The 14248-nt window shown below is 69.6% G+C and carries 8 protein-coding genes; 3 read left to right on the top strand and 5 right to left on the bottom strand.

Annotation, left to right across the window (positions count from 1 at the left end; translation table 11 throughout):
• Positions 1-9 precede the first annotated feature (9 nt).
• The 3 genes from pyk to AC6F7H_RS22165 all read right to left on the bottom strand — a co-directional run bounded on the left by pyk (position 10) and on the right by AC6F7H_RS22165 (position 4646).
• Positions 10-1446 carry a pyruvate kinase gene (pyk, locus tag AC6F7H_RS22175; RefSeq protein ID WP_500758657.1) on the bottom strand — a complete coding sequence of 479 codons (1437 nt, stop codon included), beginning with the start codon at positions 1444-1446 and terminating at the stop codon, positions 10-12.
• A 219-nt stretch (positions 1447-1665) separates the two neighbouring features.
• Positions 1666-4179: an aminopeptidase N gene (gene pepN, locus AC6F7H_RS22170; RefSeq protein WP_500761996.1), complete on the bottom strand. Its 2514-nt coding sequence runs from the start codon at positions 4177-4179 to the stop codon at positions 1666-1668.
• 104 nt (positions 4180-4283) lie between these two features.
• Positions 4284-4646: a chorismate mutase gene (locus AC6F7H_RS22165; protein ID WP_500758656.1), complete on the bottom strand. Its 363-nt coding sequence runs from the start codon at positions 4644-4646 to the stop codon at positions 4284-4286.
• A 139-nt stretch (positions 4647-4785) separates the two neighbouring features.
• Here AC6F7H_RS22165 and AC6F7H_RS22160 point away from each other — a divergent pair, with 139 nt between their 5' ends.
• The 3 genes from AC6F7H_RS22160 to AC6F7H_RS22150 all read left to right on the top strand — a co-directional run bounded on the left by AC6F7H_RS22160 (position 4786) and on the right by AC6F7H_RS22150 (position 7714).
• Positions 4786-5703 (top strand): hypothetical protein, encoded by a 918-nt coding sequence (locus tag AC6F7H_RS22160; RefSeq protein WP_500758655.1) that lies wholly within the window; start codon positions 4786-4788, stop codon positions 5701-5703.
• Between the two features lie 179 nt (positions 5704-5882).
• Positions 5883-6812: a rhomboid family intramembrane serine protease gene (locus tag AC6F7H_RS22155; protein ID WP_500758654.1), complete on the top strand. Its 930-nt coding sequence runs from the start codon at positions 5883-5885 to the stop codon at positions 6810-6812.
• 59 nt (positions 6813-6871) lie between these two features.
• The gene (locus tag AC6F7H_RS22150; RefSeq protein WP_500761994.1) at positions 6872-7714 is read left to right on the top strand and encodes a chitosanase; all 843 of its coding nucleotides are present in this window, start codon (positions 6872-6874) and stop codon (positions 7712-7714) included.
• A 160-nt stretch (positions 7715-7874) separates the two neighbouring features.
• Here the strand turns inward: AC6F7H_RS22150 and AC6F7H_RS22145 are convergent, their stop codons facing one another.
• Both AC6F7H_RS22145 and gltB read right to left on the bottom strand, forming a co-directional pair.
• The gene (locus AC6F7H_RS22145; protein WP_500758653.1) at positions 7875-9338 is read right to left on the bottom strand and encodes a glutamate synthase subunit beta; all 1464 of its coding nucleotides are present in this window, start codon (positions 9336-9338) and stop codon (positions 7875-7877) included.
• Positions 9331-13950: a glutamate synthase large subunit gene (gltB, locus tag AC6F7H_RS22140; protein ID WP_500758652.1), complete on the bottom strand. Its 4620-nt coding sequence runs from the start codon at positions 13948-13950 to the stop codon at positions 9331-9333. The genes AC6F7H_RS22145 and gltB overlap by 8 nt, the downstream gene beginning before the upstream one ends.
• Positions 13951-14248: the final 298 nt, after the last annotated feature.

The raw sequence follows: 14248 nt of genomic DNA, 5'->3' as shown, positions 1-14248 counted from the left end.
CTGCGAAGGCTACTTGGGACTGTCGTCCTCGCCGATGTGGTGGACGCGGACGAGGTTGGTCGAGCCGGGGACGCCGGGTGGGGAGCCGGCCGTGATGACGACCGTGTCGCCCTTCTCGCAGCGGGCGTACCGCAGGAGGAGTTCGTCGACCTGGTCGACCATGGCGTCGGTGGTGCCGACGTGGGGGCCGAGGAAGGTTTCGACGCCCCAGGTGAGGCTGAGTTGGGAGCGGGTGGCGGGGTCGGTGGTGAAGGCGAGGAGGGGGATGGGTGAGCGGTAGCGGGAGAGGCGGCGGGCGGTGTCGCCGGAGCGGGTGAAGGCGACGAGGAACTTGGCGCCGAGGAAGTCGCCGATTTCCGCTGCCGCGCGGGCCACGGCGCCGCCTTGGGTGCGGGGTTTGTTGCGTTCAGTGAGGGGTGGGAGGCCTTTGGCGAGGAGGTCTTCTTCGGCTGCTTCGACGATGCGGGCCATGGTGCGGACGGTGTGGATGGCGTGTTTGCCGACGCTGGTTTCGCCGGAGAGCATGACGGCGTCGGTGCCGTCGATGACGGCGTTGGCGACGTCGGAGGCTTCGGCGCGGGTGGGGCGGGCGTTGTCGATCATCGAGTCGAGCATTTGGGTGGCGACGATGACCGGTTTGGCATTGCGTTTGGCGAGTTTGATGGCGCGTTTTTGAACGATGGGGACTTGTTCGAGTGGCATTTCGACGCCGAGGTCTCCTCGGGCGATCATGACGGCGTCGAATGCGGCGACGATGTCGTCGATGTTCTCGACGGCTTGGGGTTTTTCGATTTTGGCGATGACGGGGAGGTGGCGGCCTTCTTCTTCCATGATGCGGTGGACGTCCTTGATGTCGCGTCCGCTGCGTACGAAGGAGAGGGCGATGGTGTCGAAGCCTGTGCGCAGGGCCCAGCGGAGGTCGTCCTCGTCCTTTTTGGAGAGGGCGGGGACGGAGACGGCGACTCCGGGGAGGTTGAGGCCTTTGTGGTCGGAGACCATGCCGCCTTCGATGACGGTGGTGTGGACGCGGGGGCCGTCGATGCCGGTGACTTCGAGGGTGACTTTGCCGTCGTCGATGAGGATGCGTTCGCCGGGGGTGACGTCGTCTGCGAGGCCGGCGTGGGTGGTGCCGCTGGTGTGGCGGTCGCCCTGGGTGCCGTCTTCGACGGTGATGGTGAAGGTGTCGCCGTGTTCGAGGAGTACGGGGCCTTCGGTGAAGTGGCCGAGTCTGATTTTCGGGCCTTGGAGGTCGGCGAGGAGACCGACACTGCGGCCGGTTTCGTCGGCGGCTTTTCGTACGCGGTGGTAGCGCTCCTCATGCTCGGCGTGGGTGCCGTGGCTGAGGTTGAATCGGGCGACGTCCATTCCGGCGTCGACCAAGTCTTTGATCTGGTCGTATGTGTCGGTGGCGGGCCCCAGCGTGCAGACGATTTTTGCTCGGCGCATGGTGTTGAGCCTAGGGCTTACCGATGGGTAGCGATGAGGTCGCATGTGACCGTTCGGCGGACTGCGTATGAATGGTTATGGACAAGAGTTGAATTGTGCGACCGGGTGCTCGTGTGAGCATTCATGACTGCCGTTCACATGTCGGTCATGAGTTCGCATTGTCGGGGGTGCCGTGAGGTGTGGCGCCCCCGACGGTAAAGCGTCCGTTTCGTTCGCGGGTTATGCCTGGCGTACGCGCAGTGCCCGGGCCAGGTCGTCGAGCTGGTCGACGAGTTTGCGGCGGAGGGCGGGGGTCGGGTCGGCCTTGCGGAGGCATTTCTCGCCGAGGCGGAGGTTTTCGGGGTCGACGGCGTGGGCGGGGAAGGCCCAGCGGCCGGCGGCTTCGGCGAGGGCGGGGCCGCGGCGGGCGGCGAGGGCGACGGCGTCCTTGTAGTAGCGGGCGACGTAGGGGCTTACGAGGTCGGCTTGTTCGGGTTGCCAGAAGCCCTGGGCGGTGGCGGTGAACAGGTAGTTGGACAGGTCGTCGGTGTGGAACATGGCGTCCCAGGCGCGGGCCTTGGCGTCTTCGTGGGGCAGGGCGGCGCGGCAGCGGGCGGCGCCTTCCTGGCCGGTGGCGCTGGGGTCGCGGGCGAGTTCGGCGGCGATGGCGGTTTCGTCGGTGGCGTCGAGGGCGGCGAGGCGGGTGAGGATGCGCCAGCGGAGTTCGGGGTCGAGTTCGGGGCCGCCGGGGACGGTGCCGTCGGCGAGCCAGGCGGCGATGGTGTGGGGGTGGGCGGCGGTGTCGATGCGGTGGCGTACGGCGATGAGGCGCAGGTCGGGGTGGTCGCCGTCCTCGGTGCGGCGGATGAGGTCGCGGCACAGGTCGGTGAGGGTGGTGAGGGCGGCGGGCCGTTGTTCGGGGGTGACGTAGCGGTCGGCGATGTGGGTGGTGGCGAAGGCGAGGGCGCCTTGGACGAGGGCGAGGTCGGTTTCGTGCGGGAGGTGGGTGCGGGCGATGTCCAGGTAGGTGGTGGCGGGGAGGTCGCCGTCGCGGACGGCGTCGCGCAGGGCGTTCCAGATGACGGCGCGGGTGAGGGGGTCGGGCAGTCCGGACAGGCGGGTTCGGATGGTCCGGAAGGATTCGTCGTCGAAGCGGATCTTGGCGTAGGTGAGGTCTCCGTCGTTGAGGACGAGGAGGGCGGGGCGTGGGCCCGGGGCGCTGATGGTGGTGTCGCCGTGGGTGGGGAGGTCGGCTTCCAGGCGGGTGCGGGGGGTGAGGGCGCGGGTGTCGTCGAGGTCGTGGTCGTAGAGGCCGAGGGTGATGCGGTGGGGGCGGTTGTCGCCGTCCGCGTGGTGGATGGTGAGGTGCCAGTGTCCGTTGTCGGTGTGGAGTTGGGGGGTGAGGGTGTCGACGCCGGTGGTGCGGAGCCAGACGTTGGCCCAGGCGTGGACGTCGCGGTCGGTGGCGGAGGCGAGGGAGTCGATGAAGTCGGCGAGGGTGGCGTTGGCGAATTTATGCCGGTCGATGTGGGTGTTGATGCCGGCGAGGAAGTCCTTTTCGCCGAGCCAGGCGACGAGTTGGCGTAGTGCGGAGGCGCCCTTGGCATAGGAGATGCCGTCGAAGTTGAGGAGGGCGGAGGCGGTGTCCTGGACGTTTTCGGGGGCGACGGGGTGGGTGGAGGGGCGTTGGTCGGCGTCGTAGCCCCAGGGTTTGCGGGTGATGCCGAAGTCGGTCCAGGTGTCGGTGAAGCGGGTGGCTTCGGCGGTGGTCTGGTAGCCCATGTATTCGGCGAAGGACTCGTTGAGCCAGATGTCGTCCCACCAGGTGAGGGTGACGAGGTCGCCGAACCACATGTGGGCCATTTCGTGGGCGATGACCATGGCGCGGGTCTGGCGTTGGGTGTCGGTGACGGCGGAGCGGAAGACGAATTCGTCGCGGAAGGTGACGAGTCCGGGGTTCTCCATGGCGCCGGCGTTGAATTCGGGGACGAATGCCTGGTCGTAGGAGTCGAAGGGGTAGGGTTCCTGGAATTTTTCGTGGTAGCGGTCGAAGCAGGAGCGGGTGATGTCGAGGAGTTCGTCGGCGTCGGTGTCGAGGTGGGGTGCGAGGGAGCGGCGGCAGTGGAGGGCGAAGGGCAGGCCGCGGTGTTCGGTGCGTACGGTGTGCCAGGGGCCTGCGGCGACGGCGACGAGGTAGGTGGAGATGAGGGGGGTGGGGGCTGCTTTCCAGCGGCCTTGGCCGAGGTGTTCGGTGATGCTGTTGGCGAGGACCGTCCAGTTGTGGGGGGCGGTGACGGTCATCTCGAAGACGGCTTTGAGGTCGGGCTGGTCGAAGGCGGCGAAGACGCGTTGGACGTCGGCCATGAAGAGCTGGGTGTAGGTGTAGGTCTCGCCGTCGGCGGGGTCGGTGAAGCGGTGCATGCCTTCGCCGGTGCGGGAGTAGTGCATGGTGGCGTCGACGCGTAGTTCGTGTTCGCCGGGGGTGAGGCCCTTGAGCGGCAGTCGGTTGCCGTGGAGGGTGCCGGGGTCGAGGGGGTGTCCGTCGAGGGTGACGGAGCGCAGCTCGGCGGGCTTGACTTCGACGAAGGTGTCCGTGTCGTCCTGGTCGGTGAGGACGGTGAAGCGGATCAGGGTGTGGGAGTCGAAGGTGTCGTCACCGGTGGTGAGATCGAGTTCGATCGTGTAGCGGTGGACGTCGAGGAGCTGTGCTCGGTTGTGCGCTTCGTCGCGCGTCAGTACGGACATGCAGGCCATGCTGCCCGATGCCGCCGGTGGGGCACAGAGGCGGATCGGTACGTGGTCCATGTCCGGTGTTGTGGGGGCTCCCCGATGCGCGCCTCTGCGGGTTTTCGGGGGTGTCAGTCGGTGGTGGGTGTGGAGTTGCCGGTGGTGTTCCTGGTGGTGGTGTCGGCGATGTGTTCGTGGTGGCGGATGACCTCGGCGATGATGAAGTTGAGGAATTTCTCGGCGAAGGCCGGGTCGAGTTTGGCGTTCTCGGCGAGGGTGCGCAGTCGGGTGATCTGTCGGCTTTCGCGGGCGGGGTCGGCGGGTGGCAGTTGGTGGTGGGCCTTGAGGCGGCCGACCTGCTGGGTGCATTTGAAGCGTTCGGCGAGCATGTGGACGACGGCGGCGTCGATGTTGTCGATGCTGTCGCGCAACCGGGCGAGTTCCTCGCGGACTGCGGGGTCGATGTCTCCGGTACCGGTGTTGCTGGTGGTCATGGGGTGGCAGCCTACGGGGCGGTGGTGGGTGGGGGGTGTGGTGTTCGGGGTGTGGACGGTCGGGGGTGGCCGGTCGGGGGCGGTTGTCGGGGCGGGGCCGTAGGGTGGAATCGGTTTCTGGGCGTCCTGGGGGTGAGGCGTGGCGAACGGCGGGCCGGTGGAGCACGGCTTTCCGCATCTGGAGACGGTGCGGTCGGCTCTCACGGCGGTGTACCGGCGTTTGTCGTACGACACGGTGCGGTCGTTCTCGACCAGTGTGGCTCCGGTGGATGTGGCGTTCGGCGATATGGACGATCTTCATCTGGGGGCGCAGCGGGTGGCGCGGGAGCTGGTGCGGCACTACCGGTTGCCGGATGCGCGGTTGATCGTCGGTTTTCGTGAGATGCGGCATGCGGCGAATGTCGAGCTCGCGGCCGGTCCGGAGTACTTCGTGGAGCTGAATGATCGGTTCCGGACGCATCGGCGGGATATCGGGGCGGCGCTGGCGCATGAGGTGATGCATGTGTATCTGCATCGTCTGGGGTTGTCGTTTCCCGGTACGCGGGACAACGAGATCCTGACGGACACGGCGGCGACGTATCTGGGGGCGGGGTGGCTGCTGCTGGACGCGTTCCGGGAGGACGGGGTGTCGTCGCAGAAGCTGGGGTATCTCACGCCGGAGGAGTTCGGGTATGTGCTGGCGAAGCGGTCGCTGGTGTTCGGTGAGGATCCGTCGGTGTGGTTCACCAGTGCGCAGGCTTATACGGCGTATGTGAAGGGGATGGAGTTGGCGCGGCGGGACGGGCAGCAGCCGCCGTTGGCGGCGGCCGGCTGGGTGGGGCGTCGGCGGTACGCGCGGGACCGCCGGCAGGCTCGGGAGTGGCGGCAGGGTCTCGTCGCGGTTCCGTCGGGGTCGGGGGGTGTGCCGTACAGCTTCACGTCCGGCGGTGACGGGGAGGGGGCGTTGCGGGTGTCGTTCCCGTGTCCGACCTGTCATCAGCGGATCAGGGTCGCGGTGCGGGGGCGGGTGCGAGTGCGGTGCGGGTTGTGCCGGACGGTGCTGGAGTGCAACACGTAGGGGCGGGTGTCCGGGGCGGGTGTCCGGGGTGGGTGTCCACGGCTCCCCGGGGTGCGGACCGTGGCACGCGGTCCGGGCACTTCGACCCCGCTTCCGCGTGACTGCACCGGTGTTCGATACTTTTGTTCGCCGCCGTCCCCGCCGGCTCGTCCGTCCCGTCCCTCACAAGGAGCCGGCTCGTGGATTCCGAGTCCACCGTCACCACCTGTTACCGCCATCCCAAGGTGGAGTGTCACGTCAGCTGTGTGCGCTGCGAGCGGTACATCTGTCCGGACTGCATGCGGGAGGCGGCCGTGGGCCACCAGTGTCCCGAGTGCGTGAAGGAGGGCGTGCGGTCGATGCGGCAGGCCCGCACCGTGGTGGGTGGCCGGGTCTCGGCGGTGCCGGTGGTGACGTACGCGCTGATCGTCGTCAATGTGCTGGCCTATCTGGCGGAGGTGGCGCTGCCGGAGGTCGTGGACCGGTTCGCGATGCTGGGTGCGGGGCTGGTCGGGCCGGACGGCGGGCATTACGTGTGGGTCGAGGGCGGGTACTTCGGGGACTTCCGTCCGGAGGGTGTGGCGGGCGGGGAGTGGTACCGGCTGCTGACCGGCGCGTTCCTGCATCTGCCGCCCACCGGGGGGACGTTCGGCGTCCTGCACATCGTGATGAACATGGTGGTGCTGTGGAATCTGGGGCGGGCCGTCGAGCCGATGCTGGGCCGCGTCCACCATCTCGCCCTGTATCTGCTGTCGGCGCTGGGTGGTTCGGTGCTGGTGCTGCTGCTCGCGCCGCAGGACATCGTGGTCGGGGCGTCCGGTGCGATCTTCGGTCTGGGGGCCGCGTACTACGTCATGGCGCGTCGGATCGGTGCCGACATGAGCGGGGTCAACCGGTTCATGGCGGGGCTGCTGCTGTGGCTGGTGGTCTCCGCGGTGTTCACGTCGTGGGAGGGGCACCTGGGCGGGCTGCTGGCGGGCGGTGCGGTGGCTGTGGCCTTCGCGTACGTGCCCAGGGGCAGGCACCGTGCGTTGTTGCAGGCGGGGGCGTGTCTGGCGTTGTTCGCGCTGCTCGTCGTCCTGGCGGGGGTCAAGGTGGCGGATCTGACCGGTGGAGGTGTTTTCCAGTGAGGCGTCCAGCGCTGCTGATCGCAGCCGTGCCCGTGGTGGCGACGGCCGTGTACATGCTGATGCCCGGGGGGTCGGACGGTTCGGCCGCCGGCGACGGTCCGGCCGTGTCCGCCTCGTCGAACGCGCGTGAGCAGGCCAAGGAGCGTGCCGAGTCGGAGTCGGCCAAGGACGACGCGCTGGTGGCGAGCCGGCCGCCGGGCCTGGCCGACCCGGTGAAGAAGGAGCTCGCCCAGCAGCTCGTGGCGAGTGCCGAGAACTCGACGCTGCGTTGGCGTGAGACCTACGGCACCATCGAGGACGTCGGGGACGGTGTCGGCTACACGGCCGGCATCGTCGGCTTCACCACCGGCACCCACGATCTGCTCGCCCTCGTGGAGGGCTACACGAAGGACCACCCGGACAACGGGCTGGCGGAGTTCCTGCCCGCGCTGCGTGAGGTGGACGGCACGGACTCGCACGAGGGTCTGGACCCGGGCTTCACGGAGGCCTGGCGGGCGGAGTCGGAGAAGTCCGCGTTCCGCACGGCCCAGGAGGCCGAGCGCGACCGGGTCTACTTCGATCCGGCGGTGCGCATGGCCAAGCTGGACGGTCTCGGCACGCTCGGCCAGTTCGTGTACTACGACGCGATGGTCCGGCGTGGCCCCGACACCGGCCCGGACGGTTTCTACGGCATACGGGAGCGGGCCGTGCGCAAGGCGGAGACGCCGGGGCAGGGCGGCGACGAGAAAACGTTTCTGGAGGCGTTCCTCGATGTGCGCCGCGCGGCCATGCTCGCGAGGAAGCCGGACGCCGACACGTCCCGGGTGGACACCGCCCAGCGCCGGTTCCTACGGGAGGGGAACCTGGATCTGGCGACGCCGCTGACGTGGCAGGTGAACGGGAGCACCTTCCGGATCCCCTGACCGGGATGCGGCGGCGCCTGCCCGGTTTCGTCCTGGTCGGGGACGGCTGGCAGGCGCCACCTGGTGTTCCGTACGCCGTTGTACGGGACCTCTGTGGGGGACCGTCAGGTCCCTCGTGCGGTGCGGTCCGCCACCGGGTGGTGGCGGACGGGGCGGTCCGTCACACCATCAGTGAGCGGTCCGTGGGGCGGATCGGTGCGGGCAGGTCGCTCGCGCCGGTGAGGTGGCGGTCGCAGCCGCGCGCGGCGGAGCGGCCCTCGGCGATCGCCCACACGATGAGGGACTGGCCACGGCCGGCGTCACCGGCGACGAAGACACCCGGCACGCTGGTCTGGAAATCTGCGTCGCGGGCGATGTTACCGCGTTCGTCGAGGTCCAGGCCGAACTGCTCGACGAGGCCGTTGTCCCGGTCGGTGCCGGTGAAGCCCATGGCGAGGGTGACCAGCTGGGCCGGGATCGCCCGCTCGGTGCCGGGCTTGTGGGTGAGCTTGCCGTCGACGAATTCGACCTCGGTCAGGTGCAGCCGCTGCACGTTGCCGTCCGCGTCGCCCTCGAAGCGGGTGGTGGAGACGGAGTAGACCCGCTCGCCGCCCTCCTCGTGCGCGGAGGTGACCTTGTAGAGCATGGGGAAGGTCGGCCACGGCTGGGAGAGCGGGTCCCGTTCCTCGCCCGGGCGGGGCATGATCTCCAGCTGGGTGACGGAGGCGGCGCCCTGGCGGTGGGCGGTGCCCACGCAGTCGGCGCCGGTGTCGCCGCCGCCGATGACGACGACGTGCTTGCCCTCGGCCGAGATCGGCGGGGTGACGTAGTCGCCCTCCTGCACCTTGTTGGCCAGCGGCAGGTATTCCATGGCCTGGTGGATGCCGCCCAGTTCGCGGCCCGGTACCGGCAGGTCGCGTGCCGTGGTCGCGCCGACGGCGAGGACGACGGCGTCGTACCGCTTGCGCAGTGCGGTGGCCGGCGTGTCACGGCCGATCTCGATGCCCGTGCGGAACTTGGTGCCTTCCGCACGCATCTGCTCGATACGGCGGTTGATGTGCCGCTTCTCCATCTTGAACTCGGGGATGCCGTAGCGCAGGAGGCCGCCGATGCGGTCGGCCCGTTCGTACACGGCGACGGTGTGGCCGGCCCGGGTCAGCTGCTGGGCGGCGGCCAGGCCGGCGGGGCCGGAGCCGACGACCGCGACGGTCTTGCCGGAGTGGCGTTCGGGGACGCGCGGGGCGACGTCGCCGGTCTCCCACGCCTTGTCGATGATCGAGACCTCGACGTTCTTGATGGTGACGGGCGGCTGGCTGATGCCGAGGACGCACGCCGATTCGCACGGGGCGGGGCACAGGCGGCCGGTGAACTCCGGGAAGTTGTTGGTGGCGTGCAGGCGCTCGGAGGCCGCCTGCCAGTCCTCGCGGTAGGCGTAGTCGTTCCACTCGGGGATGAGGTTGCCCAGCGGGCAGCCGTTGTGGCAGAACGGGATGCCGCAGTCCATGCAGCGGCCGGCCTGCTTGCTGATGATCGGCAGCAGGGAGCCGGGGACGTGGACCTCGTTCCAGTCCTTGACGCGTTCGGTGACCGGGCGGGAGGTGGCGACCTCGCGCCCGTGGTTCAAGAAGCCCTTCGGGTCAGCCATGGGCCGCCGCCTCCATCATCTTCTGGTGGGTGTCGGACTCGGAGAGTCCGGCTCGCTCGGCGGCTTCCTTGGCGGCGAGCACTGCCTGGTACGTACGGGGGATGATCTTGCTGAAGCGGGCAGCGGCGGCCTTCTCGCCGACAGGGCTGTCCCACTCGGCGAGCAGCTTGGCGGCGACGGTGGAGCCCGTCTCCTCCTGGTGCCGGCGCACCACGTCGTGCAGCCAGGAGCGGTCGGTGTCGTCGAGTTCGTGGACGGCGTCCAGGTTGCCGGCGTTGACGTTGTCCCGGTCGAGGTCGATGACGTAGGCGACGCCGCCGGACATGCCGGCCGCGAAGTTGCGGCCGGTCTCGCCGAGGACGACCGCGTGGCCGCCGGTCATGTATTCGCAGCCGTGGTCGCCCACGCCCTCGGAGACGACCAGCGCGCCGGAGTTGCGGACGCAGAACCGTTCGCCGACCTTGCCGCGCAGGAACATCTCGCCGCCGGTGGCGCCGTAGGCGAGGGTGTTGCCGGCGATGACGCTGTACTCGGCGAGGTGGTCGGCGCTCCGGTCGGGGCGGACGACGAGGCGGCCGCCGGAGAGGCCCTTGCCGACGTAGTCGTTGGCGTCGCCCTCCAGGCGCAGTGTGATGCCGCGGGGGACGAAGGCGCCGAAGGACTGGCCGGCGGAGCCGGTGAAGGTGATGTCGATGGTGTCGTCGGGCAGGCCGGCGCCGCCGAACTTCTTCGTCACCTCGTGGCCGAGCATGGTGCCGACGGTGCGGTTGATGTTGCGGATGGCGACCTGGGCGCGGACCGGCTGGGCGTCGGGGGCGCCGTCGGCGGCGAGCGCGTCGGCGGCGAGCTTGATCAGCTCGTTGTCGAGGGCCTTCGCCAGTCCGTGCTCCTGGGGGACGGCCTGGTGGCGGACGGCGCCGTCGGGCAGGTCCGGGACGTGGAGCAGCGGGGCCAGTTCCAGGCCCTGCGCCTTCCAGTGGTCGACGGCGCGGGTCACGTCGAGGACCTCGGTGTGGCCGACGGCTTCCTCGAGGGAGCGGAAGCCGAGTCCGGCGAGGAGTTCGCGGACCTCTTCGGCGATGAACCGGAAGAAGTTCACGACGTGCTCGGCCTTGCCGGCGAACCGCTCGCGCAGCACCGGGTTCTGGGTGGCGATGCCGACCGGACAGGTGTCCAGGTGGCAGACGCGCATCATGACGCAGCCGGAGACGACCAGGGGCGCGGTGGCGAAGCCGAACTCCTCGGCGCCGAGGAGGGCGGCGACGACGACGTCGCGGCCGGTCTTGAGCTGGCCGTCGGTCTGGACGACGATCCGGTCGCGCAGGCCGTTGAGGAGGAGTGTCTGCTGGGTCTCGGCGAGGCCGAGTTCCCAGGGGCCGCCGGCGTGCTTGAGCGAGGTCAGCGGAGAGGCGCCGGTGCCGCCGTCGTGGCCGGAGACGAGCACGACGTCGGCGTGGGCCTTGGAGACGCCCGCGGCGACGGTGCCGACGCCTACCTCGGAGACCAGCTTGACGTGGATGCGCGCCTGGGGGTTGGCGTTCTTCAGGTCGTGGATGAGCTGGGCGAGGTCCTCGATGGAGTAGATGTCGTGGTGCGGCGGCGGGGAGATGAGGCCCACGCCGGGTGTCGAGTGCCGGGTCTTCGCGATCCACGGGTAGACCTTGGGGCCGGGCAGCTGGCCGCCCTCGCCGGGTTTGGCTCCCTGGGCCATCTTGATCTGGATGTCGTCGGCGTTGACCAGGTATTCGGAGGTCACGCCGAAGCGGCCGGAGGCGACCTGCTTGATGGAGGAGCGGCGGGCCGGGTCGTACAGGCGCTCGGGGTCCTCGCCGCCCTCGCCGGTGTTGGACTTGCCACCGAGCTGGTTCATGGCGACGGCGAGGGTCTCGTGCGCCTCCTGGGAGATGGAGCCGTACGACATGGCGCCGGTGGAGAACCGCTTGACGATCTCGGAGGCCGGCTCGACCTCGTCGAGGGGGATCGGCTTCCGGTCGGTGGTGAAGCCGAACAGGCCGCGCAGCGTCATCAGGCGTTCGGACTGCTCGTTGACGCGGTCGGTGTACTGCTTGAAGACGTCGTAGCGGCCGGAGCGCGTGGAGTGCTGGAGGCGGAAGACGGTCTCCGGGTCGAACAGGTGCGGTTCGCCCTCGCGGCGCCACTGGTACTCGCCGCCGATGTCGAGGGTGCGGTGGGCGGGGGCGATACCGGAGGTGGGGTACGCCTTGGCGTGGCGGGCGGCGACCTCCCGGGCGACGACGTCGATGCCGATGCCGCCGATCTTGGTGGCGGTGCCGTGGAAGTACTTCTCGACGAACCGCTCGTCGAGGCCGACGGCTTCGAAGACCTGGGCGCCGCGGTAGGAGGCGACGGTGGAGATGCCCATCTTGGACATGACCTTCAGTACGCCCTTGCCGAGAGCGTGGATGAGGTTGCGGATGGCCTTCTCGGGCTCGCCGTCGACGGCCTGCAGGAAGGTGCCCGCGCGGACGAGGTCCTCGACGGACTCCATCGCCAGGTACGGGTTGACGGCGGCGGCGCCGAAGCCGATGAGGAGGGCCACGTGGTGGACCTCGCGGACGTCTCCGGCCTCGACGAGGAGGCCCACCCGGGTGCGCTGCCTGGTGCGGATGAGGTGGTGGTGGACGGCCGCGGTGAGCAGCAGCGACGGGATCGGCGCGTGCTCGGCGTCGGAGTGCCGGTCGGACAGGACGATCAGGCGGGCGCCGTTGCCGATGGCGGCGTCGGCCTCGGCGCAGATCTCCTCGATGCGGGCGGCGAGGGTGTCGCCGCCGCCGGAGACCCGGTAGAGGCCGGAGAGGGTGGCGGCCTTGAAGCCGGGCAGGTCGCCGTCGGCGTTGACGTGGATGAGCTTGGCCAGCTCGTCGTTGTCGATGACCGGGAAGGGCAGGACGACGGAGCGGCAGGACGCGGCCGTCGGCTCGAGCAGGTTGCCCTGGGGGCCCAGGGAGCTGCGCAGGGAGGTGACCAGTTCTTCGCGGATCGCGTCCAGCGGCGGGTTGGTGACCTGCGCGAACAGCTGGGTGAAGTAGTCGAAGAGCAGCCGGGGGCGGTCGGAGAGCGCGGCGATCGGCGAGTCGGTGCCCATGGAGCCGATCGGCTCGGCGCCGGTCTTGGCCATCGGGGCGAGCAGGACGCGCAGTTCCTCCTCGGTGTAGCCGAAGGTCTGCTGGCGTCGGGTGACCGAGGCGTGGGTGTGCACGATGTGCTCGCGCTCGGGCAGGTCGGACAGTTCGATCTCGCCGGCTTCCAGCCACTGGGCGTAGGGGCGCTCGGCGGCGAGGGCGGCCTTGATCTCGTCGTCCTCGATGACGCGGTGCTCGGCGGTGTCCACCAGGAACATGCGGCCGGGCTGCAGGCGGCCCTTGCGGACGACCTTCGCCGGGTCGATGTCGAGGACGCCGACCTCGGAGCCGAGGACGACCAGGCCGTCGTCGGTGACCCAGTAGCGGCCGGGGCGCAGGCCGTTGCGGTCGAGTACGGCGCCGACCTGGGTGCCGTCGGTGAAGGTGACGCAGGCGGGGCCGTCCCAGGGCTCCATCATCGTGGAGTGGTACTGGTAGAAGGCGCGCCTGGCCGGCTCCATCGAGGCGTGGTTCTCCCATGCCTCCGGGATCATCATCAGCACGGAGTGCGGCAGCGAACGCCCGCCGAGGTGCAGCAGTTCGAGGACCTCGTCGAAGGAGGCGGAGTCGGAGGCGTCGGGGGTGCACACCGGGAAGATGCGCTCGAGGTCCTTCTCGGGATCGAACAGGTCGGAGACCAGCTGGGACTCGCGGGCGCGCATCCAGTTGCGGTTGCCCTTGACGGTGTTGATCTCACCGTTGTGGGCGACGAAGCGGTAGGGGTGCGCGAGCGGCCACGACGGGAAGGTGTTCGTGGAGAACCGGGAGTGCACGAGCGCGATCGCGGAGCCGAAGCGGCGGTCCGACAGGTCCGGGAAGAAGGGCTCCAGCTGGCCGGTGGTGAGCATGCCCTTGTAGACGACGGTCCGCGCGGACAGCGACGGGAAGTAGACGCCGGCCTCGCGCTCGGCGCGCTTGCGCAGCGCGAAGGCCGTGCGGTCGAGGTCGATGCCGGTCGACGCGTGGTCCGTGACGAAGATCTGGCGGAAGGCGGGCATCGTGGAGCGGGCGGTGGCGCCGAGCAGCTCGGGTGCTATGGGCACGTCGCGCCAGCCGAGGACGGTCAGGCCCTCGTCGCGGGCGATCTCCTCGATGCGGGCGGCGGCCTCGTCGGCCGCGTCGAGGGGGAGGAAGGCGGTGCCGACGGCGTAGGCGCCGGCCGCGGGCAGTGCGAAGCCGGCCACCTCGCGGAAGAAGGCGTCCGGGATCTGGGAGAGGATGCCCGCGCCGTCGCCGGAGTCGGGCTCGGAGCCGGTGGCGCCGCGGTGCTCCAGGTTGCGCAGGACGGTGAGTGCCTGCTCCACCAGGGTGTGGGAGGCCTCGCCGGTGAGGGTGGCGACGAAGCCCACGCCGCAGGCGTCGTGCTCGTCGCGGGGGTCGTACAGGCCCTGGGGGGCGGGGCGGGCGTCCATGGAGGACCGGTTCTGGCCTTGCGCGGAATGCTGGCACGGCTGACGCGGCATACGCATCGGCTCTCCTCGTCGTCGTCATGTGGCGTGCGGCAAGTGCCGAGGGACGACGCTGGCCCTCTGCGTGACTGCGAAATTTCGTGCAGATTACACGATGGGCGAGGTCCCGGAAAGGGGGATTTTTCATCCCATTGTGCAGACACCTTGCAGGTCACGGCAGGGTTCCGCGCCTGGCGGTGGAGGCTGTGGAGACCGGGGCGGACAGATCGGTGTCCGCCGGTCCGAAGGCGGGGGCAGGGCGTCCTCGCCCCTCCTCGCGGGTGCGTCACGGGCTTCATTACCCGCAGCGCTTTCGGCT

Source organism: Streptomyces sp. MMS24-W38, from assembly GCF_059889265.1.
Note: the sequence above shows the minus strand (reverse complement) of the source record. Positions and strands in the feature narration are given on the sequence as shown.

What these genes read in the sequence shown, in the direction of transcription:
- AC6F7H_RS22165 (WP_500758656.1), bottom strand. Translation starts at nt 4,646, where the DNA reads ATGACCACCAGCAACACCGGTACCGGAGACATCGACCCCGCAGTCCGC.
- gltB (WP_500758652.1), bottom strand. Translation starts at nt 13,950, where the DNA reads ATGCGTATGCCGCGTCAGCCGTGCCAGCATTCCGCGCAAGGCCAGAAC.
- AC6F7H_RS22150 (WP_500761994.1), top strand. Translation starts at nt 6,872, where the DNA reads ATGCCCGGGGGGTCGGACGGTTCGGCCGCCGGCGACGGTCCGGCCGTG.
- pepN (WP_500761996.1), bottom strand. Translation starts at nt 4,179, where the DNA reads ATGGCCTGCATGTCCGTACTGACGCGCGACGAAGCGCACAACCGAGCA.
- pyk (WP_500758657.1), bottom strand. Translation starts at nt 1,446, where the DNA reads ATGCGCCGAGCAAAAATCGTCTGCACGCTGGGGCCCGCCACCGACACA.
- AC6F7H_RS22145 (WP_500758653.1), bottom strand. Translation starts at nt 9,338, where the DNA reads ATGGCTGACCCGAAGGGCTTCTTGAACCACGGGCGCGAGGTCGCCACC.